This is a genomic window from Coprococcus sp. AM11-30B, from assembly GCF_027674365.1.
Taxonomy (GTDB): domain Bacteria; phylum Bacillota; class Clostridia; order Lachnospirales; family Lachnospiraceae; genus Allocoprococcus; species Allocoprococcus comes.
Window position 1 is genome coordinate 52,194 of record NZ_JAQDVB010000012.1, and the last position, 14,394, is coordinate 66,587.

11 protein-coding genes and 8 tRNA genes are annotated in these 14,394 nt (G+C 43.1%); all 19 read right to left on the reverse strand.

What is annotated here, in order from left to right:
• Positions 1 to 259: 259 nt before the first annotated feature.
• The gene (locus PGU50_RS09480) at positions 260 to 943 is read right to left on the reverse strand and encodes a PHP domain-containing protein (RefSeq protein ID WP_117558582.1); all 684 of its coding nucleotides are present in this window, start codon (positions 941 to 943) and stop codon (positions 260 to 262) included.
• Between the two features lie 127 nt (positions 944 to 1,070).
• Positions 1,071 to 2,282 carry a glycosyltransferase family 4 protein gene (locus PGU50_RS09485; RefSeq protein WP_270246808.1) on the reverse strand — a complete coding sequence of 404 codons (1,212 nt, stop codon included), beginning with the start codon at positions 2,280 to 2,282 and terminating at the stop codon, positions 1,071 to 1,073.
• 545 nt (positions 2,283 to 2,827) lie between these two features.
• Positions 2,828 to 2,908, reverse strand: a tRNA-Leu gene (locus tag PGU50_RS09490).
• Between the two features lie 39 nt (positions 2,909 to 2,947).
• Positions 2,948 to 3,020 (reverse strand) — tRNA-Lys (locus PGU50_RS09495).
• A 4-nt stretch (positions 3,021 to 3,024) separates the two neighbouring features.
• Positions 3,025 to 3,096 (reverse strand) — tRNA-Gln (locus tag PGU50_RS09500).
• Positions 3,097 to 3,295: 199 nt separating this feature from the next.
• A tRNA-His gene (locus PGU50_RS09505) sits at positions 3,296 to 3,369 on the reverse strand.
• An 8-nt stretch (positions 3,370 to 3,377) separates the two neighbouring features.
• Positions 3,378 to 3,451, reverse strand: a tRNA-Arg gene (locus PGU50_RS09510).
• A gap of 22 nt (positions 3,452 to 3,473) precedes the next feature.
• Positions 3,474 to 3,544 (reverse strand) — tRNA-Gly (locus PGU50_RS09515).
• A gap of 8 nt (positions 3,545 to 3,552) precedes the next feature.
• A tRNA-Pro gene (locus tag PGU50_RS09520) sits at positions 3,553 to 3,627 on the reverse strand.
• A gap of 179 nt (positions 3,628 to 3,806) precedes the next feature.
• Positions 3,807 to 4,289: a metallophosphoesterase family protein gene (locus tag PGU50_RS09525; RefSeq protein ID WP_117823404.1), complete on the reverse strand. Its 483-nt coding sequence runs from the start codon at positions 4,287 to 4,289 to the stop codon at positions 3,807 to 3,809.
• Positions 4,286 to 4,891 carry an RdgB/HAM1 family non-canonical purine NTP pyrophosphatase gene (gene rdgB, locus PGU50_RS09530; RefSeq protein ID WP_117823402.1) on the reverse strand — a complete coding sequence of 202 codons (606 nt, stop codon included), beginning with the start codon at positions 4,889 to 4,891 and terminating at the stop codon, positions 4,286 to 4,288. Before rdgB ends, PGU50_RS09525 begins: the two co-directional genes overlap by 4 nt.
• Before the next feature lie 19 nt (positions 4,892 to 4,910).
• Positions 4,911 to 6,071: a THUMP domain-containing class I SAM-dependent RNA methyltransferase gene (locus tag PGU50_RS09535; protein ID WP_117823400.1), complete on the reverse strand. Its 1,161-nt coding sequence runs from the start codon at positions 6,069 to 6,071 to the stop codon at positions 4,911 to 4,913.
• A 179-nt stretch (positions 6,072 to 6,250) separates the two neighbouring features.
• Positions 6,251 to 6,484, reverse strand: coding sequence for a hypothetical protein (locus tag PGU50_RS09540; protein WP_022219969.1), 234 nt, complete (start codon positions 6,482 to 6,484; stop codon positions 6,251 to 6,253).
• A 319-nt stretch (positions 6,485 to 6,803) separates the two neighbouring features.
• Positions 6,804 to 7,259, reverse strand: a complete 456-nt coding sequence (locus PGU50_RS09545; RefSeq protein WP_270246811.1) for a DUF1700 domain-containing protein — start codon at positions 7,257 to 7,259, stop codon at positions 6,804 to 6,806.
• Between the two features lie 320 nt (positions 7,260 to 7,579).
• Positions 7,580 to 9,694 carry a glutamine synthetase III family protein gene (locus tag PGU50_RS09550; protein ID WP_044999028.1) on the reverse strand — a complete coding sequence of 705 codons (2,115 nt, stop codon included), beginning with the start codon at positions 9,692 to 9,694 and terminating at the stop codon, positions 7,580 to 7,582.
• Between the two features lie 334 nt (positions 9,695 to 10,028).
• On the reverse strand, positions 10,029 to 12,149 hold the full coding sequence (locus PGU50_RS09555) for a glutamine synthetase III family protein (protein WP_270246812.1): 2,121 nt from the start codon (positions 12,147 to 12,149) through the stop codon (positions 10,029 to 10,031).
• A 152-nt stretch (positions 12,150 to 12,301) separates the two neighbouring features.
• Entirely contained in the window at positions 12,302 to 13,168 is an 867-nt protein-coding gene (gene fba, locus PGU50_RS09560) for a class II fructose-1,6-bisphosphate aldolase (protein ID WP_022219974.1), read from the reverse strand.
• Positions 13,169 to 13,208: 40 nt separating this feature from the next.
• A tRNA-Glu gene (locus PGU50_RS09565) sits at positions 13,209 to 13,280 on the reverse strand.
• A 96-nt stretch (positions 13,281 to 13,376) separates the two neighbouring features.
• The gene (locus PGU50_RS09570; RefSeq protein WP_117823391.1) at positions 13,377 to 14,273 is read right to left on the reverse strand and encodes a diacylglycerol/lipid kinase family protein; all 897 of its coding nucleotides are present in this window, start codon (positions 14,271 to 14,273) and stop codon (positions 13,377 to 13,379) included.
• Positions 14,274 to 14,394 lie beyond the last annotated feature (121 nt).

A 14,394-nucleotide genomic window follows, 5' to 3' on the forward strand; every position in this document is an offset into this window, starting at 1 on the left:
CCCTTTGATACCAAATTGCTACGTGCTTTGCACTCTCGCAATCCTCAAAAACATTCGTAATCCGCTCATTTTTCTTTGAAAAACGGCTACTTACTCATGTTTTTGGCAGGAAGTTCCTACAGAATTTCCTGTTAAATAAGAAAGCTGGAAATATTACATTCCAGCCCCCTTAATTTCCACTCTTAATAATACTATGGAAATAACACACTTTCAATAAAAAAAGCGTTTAATTTTTTCATATCTGTTCTCATTTTTTACATTAACCGGCACACACCATCTGTTCCTGCTCGTAAATGTGAAACGGCGCATCAATCGGATTTTTCATATCCCAGAGATAATATCCACCCTCTTTATAATACACCGGAAGAGTCTCGCATCGTTTTACACTCCGGATCAGTTCCTGCACCGAACGGATCTCTCTTGGAAAATACGTTGCATAAAGTCCCAGCTTCTCCGGCACATGACAATCACTTGATCCAACTGTTGCAATTCCAAGCTCAGCCGCATATTCTGCCGCCTTTCGATTTGCCTCGTAAAGTGTGCTGCCGTTCAGCACTTCGATTCCATCAAGTCCCTTTACAATCTTCAGGTTCTCTTCCAGTCCCCTGTTATTATTGCGGAATGGATGGGCACTGAAACACATACCGCCCTGTGCCTGTACCAGATCTACAAACTCCTGTGCCGGGATTCTCTCTTTTGGATAATCCTCAATTCCAAATGCTACAATGTCTCCCTGCAGGGAATAAAATTCAATTCCAACAAAAATCGGAAATCCTGTTTTCTCCGAATACTCTGCCGCAAATTCCTTCAGTCCCATACTGTCATGATCCGTAATACAGATTCCATCAAGTCCTCTGCGCTTTGCGATCTCTACCATGTTCTCCAATCTTAAAAAGCTATCCCCCGAATAACGCATCTCATGCATATGCATATCAATTATCAACTGTTAATAACCTCCTGTTAAAATGCCTTTTCATTTCTCTTTTCTTCATTTTAACATGTTGTTTTACAAAAAAATAATTGATAATTTACATGCAGAAATTCAATTATAGAGTTTTCCGATAAACACTCTATTGCTCAAATATCTGCATAAGATGCGCACAAAGTCCGTCCCACGAAATCTGCTCCAGATGCTCCTTCTCCGGCTTTGATCCAGGATATTTTGCGATCCCTTCGATGGCTCCGGCAAGTTTCTTTTCAAATACCGGAAGTTCTTCTTCCACAGGTTCATCTTCATTCACTCTTTTTGGCGGCTCTACAAAAACCACACCATTATCCGGAAGATTCTGATCGATCCAATTCCTGATCCCCGGAAGATCTGTACAGATCACATAGGTACCACATGCCAGAGCCTCAATGATCACAAGCGGAAGACCTTCATAAAAAGATGGCAGTACAAACACATCACTCTGATTCATCTTCTTCGCCAACTCCTGCTGTGTGATCTTCCCGGCAAAGGCAACTGCAAACGGACACTTTTCAGCAAGCTCCCGGATTTCCTGATATTCGCCCTCATCTCCGGCACCTCCTGCCAGTTCCAGAGAAATAATAAGACCGGAATCCTTCAGATAATCCAACGAACGGATCAGACTTTTCACACCCTTTTTCTCTGAGATCTTTCCGGCAAAGATTAGTCTCAACTCTTTTTCTTCTCCCTGTGAAGCCCCCATCTCCTGCCGGAAAACATCACTGTTATAGCCGGTTCCGATCACCCGTACCTTCTCTCTGATATGCTCCCCGTAAATTCCGCAGATCATCTCTTTCTGCTCCTCATGCAATGCAAAAATCCCATCCAGCGCAGGAATTCTCTGTAAAATGTATTCCCGGTTCTGTTCTGTCTTGCGGATCTGCCGCAGGTCGGATCCATGGGATACTCCATATACCTTTTTATCAGGAAACAGCTCTCTTACAATCGCTGTAAGGAGATACAGATGGTGACACAGGATCACGTCCGGATCCAACTCCTCCACTGCTTTTTTCAGTACCTCGCCAAATGCGTTCCGGAACGTTTCCGTCATCTCCTCTGTCAGGTCTGAATACCTGGTACTCGGATACGGCATCTCGTCCGACATTCCCGTGATCGGATACGGTAACTGCTCCGATTCAAAATATACCGGATAAAAGCTTACCCCCTCCGGAAGACATACCTGATCAACTTTTGTAACTCCCGCGATCACTGACTGTGTGATTCCCTTTTTTTTAAATCCTCTGACCAGTTCCGTCAGATAGATACCGCTTCCGGTACTGTCCGGCTTCTGGGCTGTGACACTTAATATTTTCATTCTTTCGTCCCTCTTACTTTGTTAAAATTTCCCTGTTACATGTATTTATTGCCGCAATGTAATCAATAAAAGCGGTACTCACCGTTTATCATTTATCCATGCTTTAGTTATTCTCCAGTTTCTTTTTCATCTGTTTTTTTAGAAGTTCTTCCTTTCATTGGATGAAAATGTTCCGAAAGGAGAATGTTCATATGATGTAACTGTTCAGAGCCAACCTCCAAAATGCTACGCATTTCGTCGGTGTGGCGTATCCGCCAAATAAAATTTCAAAAACAGTCTTAAAAATGCAAGCATTTTACACCTGTTTTATGAAATTTTGCTTGGCTCTGAACAGTTACCATATGATTATATTAACATATAGTTGGAATCTGTAAAAGAGACGATCTCGATCCGGATATTTTCAACAGAAATATCTAAATACTGCTTTTTCTTTTTCCGCTTTTTCCTTAAAATCCATAAAAAAAGCAAAAAAAGAAACCTTTTTGGTAAAGGTTCCTCTATTACTTCTATATATAATATAACTGGTTTTGTTATGTTTAACTAAATGCGGATGACAGGACTTGAACCTGCACCTCGTAGAGACTAGATCCTAAGTCTAGCGCGTCTGCCAGTTCCGCCACATCCGCATTTTTTTAGTCCCACAGAAAACCATGGGACTAAATAAGTGAGCGTGCGGGGATTCGAACCCCGGACAACTTGATTAAAAGTCAAGTGCTCTACCACCTGAGCTACACGCCCGTAACTGGGCCAGCTGGATTCGAACCAGCGAGTGCAGGAGTCAAAGTCCTGTGCCTTACCGCTTGGCGATGACCCATTATCTTTATGTCTTGACATAGAATGCGCCATGGCACATTCCCGCGCCTGCGACAATCGCTTAACTTACAGCATCCCGAATCTGCCAAAGCTCTCATATCCTGCCGGAGACTTTTATGATATCCATTCTTGCAATGTCTATCATAAAAAAAATGCGAGCATTTCTGCTTGCCATTTCTTTCAAATATTATAGATTAAAGGGTGGATACAGGGATTCGAACCCTGGGCCTCCAGAGCCACAATCTGGCGCGCTAACCAACTGCGCTATACCCACCATATAAACGTGCTTGGAGGGATTCGAACCCCCGACCCACGGCTTAGAAGGCCGTTGCTCTATCCAACTGAGCTACAAACACACAACACTGGATTCTCAGTGTAAGCGGGTGATGGGAATCGAACCCACGTATCCAGCTTGGAAGGCTGGTGTTCTACCATTGAACTACACCCGCAGATCACATCGGGGTGACAGGATTCGAACCTGCGACCTCCTGGTCCCAAACCAGGCGCTCTAGCCAAGCTGAGCCACACCCCGTTGTTTATCTGTTTGTCATCTCCGTGACGACAAAAGTTATTATATTACAAGGTTTTCAAAAAGTCAACATGTTTTTTAAATTTTTTTAAAGAATTTTTTTAAAGAAATTTTTATTTTTCTTTTTCTTGTAAAAGACACGCATTTTTGCCCTTTTTTAGCAGAAATACGTGCCACCTACTCTAATCCAGATAATGAATCGTAAACTCCGTATTCCCGTCCCGATCCATCTCCATAATAATATAACTGCCTTTTCTGCCTTCCTGCCGTGGAAATGACAGACTGCCCGGATTCAGCACTGTAATATCACCAAACTTTTTCAGATACGGTCTGTGTGTGTGACCAAACATCACGATATCTGCATTTCTCGATCTTCCCTCATCCAGGATTCGCTCTACACCAAGAGACACCGAATACTGGTGTCCATGTGCCATAAATGCTTTTTTCTTGCCAAAATAAATCTCCATCTCCCGAAGATTGCGTGAGAAGAAATCATTATTCCCAGCCAGTATATACGCCGGACATCCGCAGAATGCCTCAATATAATCTTCTCCGCCCTCTGTATCCCCGAGATGCACCAGATAATCAATCTTTCCAGCTTCCATGATTGCCCGGTCAAATGCAGTATGTCTTCCATGTGTATCACTAATAATCAATACTCTCATAACTTTTTCTCCATGATCTGTCTCATCATCCGAAGCGCTTCTCCTCTGTGGCTGAGTTCATTCTTCTTTTCCGGTGCAAGCTCTGCCGAGGTACAACCGTATTCCGGCAGGAAAAAGATCGGATCGTAGCCAAATCCATTTGCTCCGGCGATTTCGTAACCAATACATCCTTCCATCGTTCCACGGACAACCTCTTTGTCCCCGTTCGGAAATACTGCTGCCACCGCACAGACAAACCTTGCTGTACGCTGCTTATCCGGTACGCCTTTCATTCTTGAGAGCAGGAGGCTGTTCTTGATATCATACGAAGTATCGGTTCCTGCATAGCGTGCAGAATAGATTCCCGGTTCTTTATTCAGATAATCGATTTCCAGTCCGGAATCATCTGCCAGCACAATCGCATCCATCGCCCTCACTTCCGGCAGCTCTGCGATCGCTGAGGCTTTGATCATCGCATTTTCCTCAAAGGACTTTCCATCCTCTACGATATCAATGTCAACCCCGGCTTCCTTCATTGAAAGGATCTCCATCCCCAGATCCTTCAGGATTTGACGGATCTCGATCATTTTATTCTTATTACCCGTTGCAAAAATTATTTTCATCTGTAAATTCTTCTTTCTCTTACTGTCTTGGTTCTCTTGGGCGTTTCGGTGGTTTCGGACCTAAGAACTGATAGAAATAGGTCTTCAGCATACCATTATATATCTTCCGGTTCTTATCTGCTTTTCTTCCGAAATAACGCTCTGCATCCTCGTAACTGGTGATCATATATGCAGACCAGCTATCCAGCTTTTTAAAACTCTCACCGAATTCTCGGTATAACTGCGGCAGATCCTTTTTATCCTCCAGTCGCTCGCCATACGGCGGATTGGTAATGATAAAGCCATACTTCTTCGGGTGGCTTAAATCCTTTACCGCTCTTTCCTGAAAATGGATCAGATGGTCAACGCCTGCATCTTTGGCATTCTGTCTTGCTGCTTTTACTGCCTCCGGATTCAGGTCATATCCCTGAATATCAACCTGTACCTTCCGGTCGATCACATCATTTGCCTCATCCATTGCATCATACCATGCCTTTTTCGGAATCAGGTTCACCCATTCTTCTGCTGTAAAGGAACGGTTCATCCCCGGTGCAATATTAGCTGCCATCAAAGCCGCTTCGATTGGAAATGTTCCACTTCCGCAGAAAGGGTCTACCAGGATCCGGTCCTTGTGCCACGGTGTCAGCATGATCAGTGCGGATGCCAGTGTCTCTGTGATCGGTGCCTTTACAGTCATCTGACGATAACCTCTCTTATGTAAAGATACGCCGGAGGTATCAATCCCGATCGTCACGATATCTTTCATCAGAAATACACGGATCGGGTAAGCCGGTCCATCCTCCTGGAACCATTCTATCCCGTAGATCCGTCTCAGCCTTTCTACCATGGCTTTTTTCATGATCGACTGAATATCTGACGGGCTGAACAGCTTACTCTTTACAGATGCAGCCTTCGTCACCCAGAACTTTCCGTTCTTTGGAATATAATTCTCCCACGGAAGTACTCTTGTTTTCTCAAATAATTCATCAAACGTCTCTGCTTTAAACGAACCAACCTTAAGAAGGATTCTCTCTGCTGTCCGGAGGAACACGTTCGCATCACAAATCGCCTGTGCATCTCCCCAGAAGCATACTCTTCCGTCTTCTACTGTTGATATCTCATATCCTAAATCCAGCACTTCCCGCTTCAGAACAGCTTCCATTCCGAAATGGCAGGGTGCTATCAGCTCCATCTTTTCCATTCTTTTTCCTTTCTCTACTCTGCAATCTGTTATAAACTATATTACGTTTTTCGGTTGCCTTTTGTCAAGTAGTGCGCTTGTACCACAAATTTTTTTAAGGAACCAGATTGCTACACCAAAAATAGAAAAGCAGCGGAATCCAAACCGCTGCTTTTCCATTCTTAACTGCTTTGCACTTTTTAATACTTATCACTTTCGTTATGGCAGGACTTTGAGCTGTCATATGCATTACGGTCTGATTCATATGCATTCTTTGCATTCCGGTTAGTCGTATTTTTACCGGATGCATTTTTATTGCCTGAATTTTTATTTGACTGATTCTTGCCGGAAGCATTTTCAGCATACGCATTCTTATTGGATCCATATGAATTTTTGTTTGTACTGTTTTCTGAAGCATTATAATTTTTTGCCATTGATAATTCCTCCTGACATTTTTTTGTACAAACATAGTATCTATCCTTTTCGTATTTTTATACATTTTTATTTTTATCTTGATTTTTAAATCGGTTTATATTATACTTTGTCGTGTAGAGATTTATTTTCTACAACCCCTTATTAATTATTTATACTCCCCTCAAACGCTCGATAGCTCCCCTATCGAGCGTTTAACGTTATATAACAGGCAGATCCTTTTTAAGTACTTGAACCTGCCATATAGAACATATAATCAAAAAGCCGGAGGCATAAGCTTCTTTTCATTGCAGAAGAATCTTATACATCCGGCTTTTTTAATTACCATCGCCTTCTCAGCATTCTGACCAGCAGTATGATCACCAGAAGAGGAATCAGTACCGGTGCGATCAGGCTTACAATCCCACTTATCACCGCAAAGATCACAACGATCACAGCCACAACCACAAGAATCAGCAGAAGTTTCTTCCACCAGCTGTCCAGGCTCCACACATGGATATTGCTGCTTTCTTCTGTGCTGCTGTTGCCTCTGTAGTTCCTTCCATCCGAATCATAGATCACATCTTCTACACTTTCTTCTCTCTGCGTATCCACGATCGTCTTCGCAAGAATCCACGGATCTCCAAGTTCCGCCAGTACCTCACTCTCCGTTCTTCCTTTTCGGATCTCATCATCAATATACTGACCGTAGTAGTTCAGATTCTCCTGCAGCACCTGTGGTGTCACACCGGAAGAAAGTTCAATTCTCAGTTTTTCAAGGAACTCTGCTTTCGTCATCTTTCTTTCTCCTCTATTCTCATTATTTCATTGTTTATAATTATATTCTGATGATACCAGGGTCAAAAGGTCAGAAATCCAATGCAAACTTGCTTGCAAGAGGATTTTTGACCCAAACATCATTCTGATACAAAAATGTGCCTTGGTCCATTACCCGAAATATCTTCCCTGTATCACAGTGCACATCCCGCCGGAGGCTTTCTATATCCGGAAATAAATTTCCGGATATAGAAAAGAACCTCAGACTTAGAGTAGCATAATTTCTGCTTCTTTCCAAGTCTAAGGTCCTTAAATTTCTATAAGAATTTTATATGTATTTTCTAAACTTCAAATAAAAGATCTCCGTAAGAAGGCATTGGCCATACTTCTTTATCCACGATCATTTCCAGTTCATCTACCGGTGTACGGAGGCCTTCCATAGCCGGAACCACGCTGAAGTGATAGAATTCAGACTGTACTTTTCCTTCTTCTTTTCCTGCTGCTTCTTCTGTGACTGCTTCCAGTTTCTTAAGGGCAGCCTTTGTTTCTGTCAGAAGTCCTGAGATGTCAGCAAGCATTTCAGCCTGTACAGATGCATCTGCTCCGGCTTCTTTTACTGCAAGAACCGTATCTGCAAGCTCTTTTGTATATTTTACAACTGCAGGAATGATCTGTTTTGCAGCAATATCGATCATGGCCTTTGCTTCGATATTGATTGCCTTTGCATAGTTCTCGTATTTGATCTCTGCACGGGATTCCAGCTCTGCCTTGGTAAATACACCAAATTTTCCGAACAGTTCTACCGCTTTGTCAGTTGTCAGTGCCGGGATTGCTTCTACCATGGACTTGATATTCGGAAGTCCTCTCTTTTCTGCTTCAGCTACCCATTCGTCAGAATATCCGTTGCCGTTGAAGATAATTCTCTGATGATCTGTCAGATATTCTTTGATCAGGCTGTGTACAGCTGTATCAAAATCATCTGCTTTTTCCAGGACATCGCATGCCTCTGCAAATGCCTCTGCTACGATTGTATTCAGTACTACGTTTGATCCTGCAATGGAATCGCGGGAACCTACCATACGGAATTCAAATTTATTTCCGGTAAATGCAAATGGTGAAGTTCTGTTTCTGTCGGTTGCATCCTTTGTAAGATCCGGAAGGGTTGTTACACCTGTTTGCAGCTTTCCACCATTCAGGCTGTGTGTTGCCTCACCTGTACTGAGAAGCTGTTCTACAACGTCCTGAAGCTGTTCTCCAAGGAAGATAGAGATGATTGCCGGCGGTGCTTCGTTTGCTCCAAGTCTGTGGTCATTTCCCGGATCGGCAGCCGATTCACGAAGCAGATCTGCGTGTACATCAACTGCTTTCAGGATACATGCCAGTACCAGAAGGAACTGTACATTTTCATGAGGTGTCTTTCCCGGATCCAGCATATTGATTCCGTCATCTGTTGTGATAGACCAGTTGTTATGCTTACCAGATCCGTTGACTCCTGCAAACGGTTTCTCGTGAAGCAGACATTTCAGTCCATGCTCGCATGCTACCTTTTTCAGTGTCTTCATGATGATCTGGTTGTGATCCACTGCAATATTGGCCTCTGCATAGATCGGTGCAAGTTCGTGCTGTGCAGGTGCCACTTCGTTGTGCTGTGTCTTTGCTGCAACGCCGAGTTTCCATAATTCTTCGTTGACATCTTTCATATAGGAGGCAACCCTCTGACGGATCGTTCCAAAGTAGTGATCGTCAAGCTCCTGTCCTTTCGGCGGCATTGCTCCGAAAAGTGTACGTCCTGTGTAAATAAGGTCTTTTCTCTGTAAGAATTTCTTTGCATCAACAAGGAAGTATTCCTGCTCCGGTCCTACAGAAGGTGTTACTTTCTTTGATGTTGTATTTCCGAACAGACGAAGCAGTCTGATGGATTCTTTGTTGATTGCTTCCATAGATCTGAGAAGCGGTGTTTTTTCATCCAGTGCCTCACCTGTGTAAGAGCAGAATGCTGTCGGGATGCAAAGGATCGCTCCGGCTGCATCTTTTCTTACAAATGCCGGTGATGTACAATCCCATGCTGTATATCCTCTTGCTTCAAATGTAGCACGAAGTCCGCCTGACGGGAAAGAAGAAGCATCCGGCTCCCCTTTGATCAGTTCTTTTCCGGAAAAGCTCATCAGAACCTTTCCGCTTGGAAGCGGAGCTGAGATGAAGGAATCATGCTTTTCAGCAGTAACTCCTGTCAGTGGCTGGAACCAGTGTGTGTAATGGGTTGCACCTTTTTCGATTGCCCATTCTTTCATCTCATGTGCAATTACATCTGCTGTCTCAAGATCCAGCTCTTTTCCTTCTTCAATTGTCTGTTTTAATTTTTTGTATACTTTTTTCGGAAGTCTCTCCTGCATTACTGCATCGTTAAAAACATCTTCGCCAAAAATTTCTGCCACGCTTAACCATTCACTACTCATAATTACCTTCCTTTCTCTAACGATCGAGTAGGCTGACTCCTACTCGATTCTTATACTTTGTACATCATCTCGCTTAACAGCTCGATGATGTACATTCACCAAATGCAGATCCTTGTGCAAGCACAAATCTGCACTTGGCTCATCGTATACACAAAAAAACGAGGAAACTCCACTTTGTGGAACTTCCTCGTTCATTGTGATCTCTGTTATTTAAGATATATTTACGATACTCTTTTTTCTTTCAAATTTCAAGACCAATTTTTTAATTTGTGTATATTTTCACAAAACTTCATAAGTTTTCAACTTCTTTTTCGACATTTATACCAGTCACTTCTTAGACCTCGAACAGCAGATCTCCGTAAGAAGGCATCGGCCACATATTCTTATTGACGATCATTTCCAGTTCATCCACTGGTTTTCTTAAAGCTTCCATTGCCGGTACAACTTTCTGCATGAAGAAGAATGCCTGTTCTTTTCCTTCTGTCTCCGGTACTTCTGCCACAACAGTTTCCAGTGCTCTGAGTGCTTCTTTTGTGTCTTTCAAAAGATCAGCCGACTGTACAAGAAGCTCTTCCTGTACACCTGTATATGCTACAGCGCTTGCCTGTTTTACCTGGTTGATCGAATTAGCCAGCGAAGTTACATATTGGATCACAGCCGGGATAATATGCTTGCTTGCGATATCGATCATGGAACGTGCTTCAATGTTGATTGCCTTTGAGTATGCCTCATATTTGATCTCTGCACGGGATTCCAGTTCTGCACGGCTGAATACATCGAATTTTTCAAACATTTCAACCGTATTGTCATATGTCAGACATTCAACAGACTCTACCATGGTCTTAATATTCGGAAGTCCTCTTCTTTCGGCTTCCTTCACCCACTCATCAGAATATCCGTTGCCATTGAATACGATTCTCTGATGTTTGGATGCATATTCCTTGATCAGATCATGGACTGCAAGATCAAAATCTTCTGCTTTTTCGAGTACATCGCAGGCATCAGAGAAGGACTCTGCCACGATTGTATTTAATACTACGTTCGGTGCTGCTACCGAGTCTCTGGATCCTACCATACGGAACTCAAATTTATTTCCTGTAAATGCGAATGGTGAAGTACGGTTTCTGTCAGTTGCATCCTTTGCAAAATCCGGGAGCGTACTTACACCGGTATGTAATTTGCCGCCTTTTAAGCTGTGTGCAGCTTCTCCGGTATCAATAAGCTGTGCAAGCACGTCTTCAAGCTGTTCTCCGAGGTATGCGGAAATAATTGCCGGCGGTGCTTCATTTGCTCCAAGTCTGTGATCATTTCCTACGTCAGAAGCAGATTCACGGAGCAGATCTGCATGCAGATCTACTGCACGGAGAATACATGTCAGAACCAGAAGGAACTGAATATTATCATGAGGTGTCTTTCCTGGATCCAGAATGTTGATTCCATCATCTGTAACCAGTGACCAGTTGTTATGCTTTCCGGAACCATTTACACCTTCAAACGGCTTTTCATGCAACAGACATTGGAGATTATGGCGATATGCCACTTTCTTCAGCGTCTCCATGATCAGCTGGTTGTGGTCAACTGCTACGTTGCACTGTGCATAGATTGGTGCAAGCTCATGCTGTCCAGGTGCTACTTCGTTGTGCTGTGTCTTTGCAGATACCCCCATCTTCCAGAGTTCTTCATTGACATCAGTCATAAATGTTGCGATTCTCTCACGGATCGCACCAAAATAATGATCATCCAGTTCCTGTCCCTTCGGAGGATTTGCCCCGAATAAAGTACGTCCTGTAAATACAAGATCCTTTCTCTTAAGATATTTATCTCTGTCTACCAGGAAATATTCCTGCTCAACTCCGACAGATGGTGTAACCTTTTTGGAAGTTGTGTTTCCAAAAAGACGAAGAAGACGGATGGATTGTTTGTTGATTGCTTCCATAGAACGAAGAAGCGGTGTCTTCTGATCCAGTGCTTCTCCGGTATAGGAACAAAATGCTGTCGGTATATACAAAATCGATCTTTTCCCATCCGGACTCTTTTTAACAAATGCAGGGGATGTACAATCCCACGCTGTATAACCTCTTGCTTCAAATGTGGAACGAAGTCCTCCTGACGGGAAAGAAGATGCATCCGGTTCTCCTTTGATCAGCTCTTTTCCCGAAAACTCCATCAGGATTTTTCCATCTGACTTCGGTGCTGAAATAAACGAATCATGTTTTTCAGCTGTTGCTCCTGTAAGAGGCTGGAACCAGTGCGAATAATGAGTGGCACCCTTTTCAATCGCCCACTCTTTCATCTCATGTGCAATAACGTCTGCTGTTGCAGCCTGAAGCTCTTTACCTTCTTCGATCGTCTTTTTCAGCTCTTTGTAAGTCTTCTTCGGAAGTCTTTCCTGCATAACAGCATCATTGAAGACGTTTTCTCCAAATATTTCTGCTACACTAATCCATTCGCTCATCCCATGTACCTCTCTTTTCTACTACTCATTTTTTACTACTCATGCAAAACGGTCATTTTTTGATTCAAATAAAGGAGTCTTGCACTTACGCAAAACTCCTTTTATACCGTTTTCTTCGGACGTCTTTGTCCATGATATTGTCAAAAATCAGACTATTCAGCTTTTCCGTCAGAACCGAACAGAATCATTTTCTCTTTTACTTTTTCAACGATTGCATCTGCACCCGGTTTCAGAAGTTTACGTGGATCGTATCCCTTTCCTTCAAGGTCTTTTCCTGCTTCGATGTATTTGCGGGTAGCTTCTGCGAATACCAGCTGACATTCTGTATTAACATTAATCTTAGATACTCCAAGGTCAATCGCTTTCTTAATCATATCATCCGGAATTCCTGTACCTCCATGAAGTACAAGCGGAAGTTCTCCTGTGAGCTCCTGAACTGCTGCAAGAGTCTCAAAGCTGAGTCCTTTCCAGTTTGCCGGATATTTTCCATGGATGTTGCCAATACCTGCTGCAAGGAAATCAACGCCAAGGTCTGCGATCATCTTGCATTCCTTAGGATCTGCGCATTCGCCCATTCCTACAACACCATCTTCTTCTCCACCGATAGAACCAACTTCTGCCTCGATAGAAAGTCCTTTTCCATGGCAAAGTTTAACAAGTTCTGTAGTCTTCTCAATGTTTTCTTCGATCGGATAATGAGATCCGTCAAACATAACTGATGAGAATCCTGCATCTATACATTTCAGGCAGCCTTCATAGCTACCATGATCAAGATGAAGTGCAACCGGAACTGAAATGTCCATCTCTTTGATCATTCCATTTACCATTCCTACAACTGTTCTGTATCCAGCCATGTATTTTCCTGCACCTTCAGACACACCAAGGATAACCGGTGATCTTAATTCCTCAGCTGCAGTCAGAACTGCTTTGGTCCATTCAAGATCGTTGATATTAAACTGTCCTACTGCGTAATGACCTGCTTTTGCTTTTTTTAACATTTCTGTTGCTGAAACTAACATTTTGTATTCCTCCACTTCTCTGTTAAAGGCTTTTATAGGCTGACCCCCAGGGGAATCGAACCCCTGATTCGACCGTGAGAGGGTCGCGTCTTGACCGCTTGACCAGGGGGCCAGATGTACGTTCATTAGCTGTCTTGCCAACTCACTTGCTTAGTATAGCGTACTTCTTTTCATTTGACAAGCCTTTTTTTTATTTTTTACTGCTTTTTTACTGCTCCTCTTCCGGAACTACGATTTTAAGTGCCTGTTTCGCATTTTTGATGCAGACACTGTCGTGCTCGCCGCCGAACTCTCCATCCAGCGTCCACGGGATTTCTTCCACTGATTCAAAATGGATCTCACCTGTCTTAAATGAATAAATGTGCTTCGTATTGATCTGGCTGCTCAGAAGCGCCCCAACGATCTCCTGAAGCGCGATTGGATTCTTCGGTGTCCGGATCAGGGTAACCTCAAATTCTCCGTCATCAAAGACCACATTCTTCCCGATCATATTACGGAAACCGCCAACAGATTTGGAATTCGTCACCATACCATAAATAAATTCGTCCTCGATCGTTTCTCCGTCATGTGTCACTTTTAATTTATATGACGGGATATCAAAAATTCTGGTTGCTCCTTCCAGCACATATGCCAGATGTCCCAGAACATTCTTCATTTCCTGCTTTGTCTCATAAGATACATCCGTGAAGAGTCCGAATGCTGCAATGTATACGAACACATCTCCGTTAAATCGTCCGATATCGCAAGGGAATTCTCTTCCCTCGGCTGCTGTACTTGCCGCCTGGAGAAGATTTTTCGGGATATGCAGACTGCTCGCAAAGTCGTTGGTCGTTCCTGTCGGGATGTAACCGACCGGAATCTTTTTTTCTCTCTTCATCATTCCGGTTACGACCTCATCAAGTGTTCCGTCGCCACCACTGCAGATCACACGGTCGTACTCCTCTGTAAATGTCTTTACTTTATAATAAGCGTCTTTATATTTCTGCGTCGGATATACAACCACTTCATATCCTGCTTTTACAATAATGTCAATAATATCAGAAAGCTTCGGTTTTAAAAGTCCCTTTCCTGCATTCGGATTATAAATAAACAATGCTTTTTTCATACGTCCGTCCTCCTGTTATCTGTTCTTTCCTCTGTAAGACCTGTCCACACAGCTCCTTACAGATACATGCATTATAGCATAAAGAGCCTGCTTTTGGCAGACTCTTCAATGTTTTATGCAA

Excerpts from the sequence above, each read along its gene's own strand:
- PGU50_RS09535 (WP_117823400.1), bottom strand. The coding sequence starts at position 6,071 with ATGGAAAAGATGGAGCTGATAGCACCCTGCCATTTCGGAATGGAAGCT.
- PGU50_RS09525 (WP_117823404.1), bottom strand. The coding sequence starts at position 4,289 with ATGAGAGTATTGATTATTAGTGATACACATGGAAGACATACTGCATTT.
- fba (WP_022219974.1), bottom strand. The coding sequence starts at position 13,168 with ATGTTAGTTTCAGCAACAGAAATGTTAAAAAAAGCAAAAGCAGGTCAT.
- PGU50_RS09545 (WP_270246811.1), bottom strand. The coding sequence starts at position 7,259 with ATGACGAAAGCAGAGTTCCTTGAAAAACTGAGAATTGAACTTTCTTCC.
- PGU50_RS09485 (WP_270246808.1), bottom strand. The coding sequence starts at position 2,282 with ATGAAAATATTAAGTGTCACAGCCCAGAAGCCGGACAGTACCGGAAGC.
- PGU50_RS09550 (WP_044999028.1), bottom strand. The coding sequence starts at position 9,694 with ATGAGTAGTGAATGGTTAAGCGTGGCAGAAATTTTTGGCGAAGATGTT.
- rdgB (WP_117823402.1), bottom strand. The coding sequence starts at position 4,891 with ATGAAAATAATTTTTGCAACGGGTAATAAGAATAAAATGATCGAGATC.
- PGU50_RS09570 (WP_117823391.1), bottom strand. The coding sequence starts at position 14,273 with ATGAAAAAAGCATTGTTTATTTATAATCCGAATGCAGGAAAGGGACTT.
- PGU50_RS09540 (WP_022219969.1), bottom strand. The coding sequence starts at position 6,484 with ATGGCAAAAAATTATAATGCTTCAGAAAACAGTACAAACAAAAATTCA.
- PGU50_RS09555 (WP_270246812.1), bottom strand. The coding sequence starts at position 12,149 with ATGAGCGAATGGATTAGTGTAGCAGAAATATTTGGAGAAAACGTCTTC.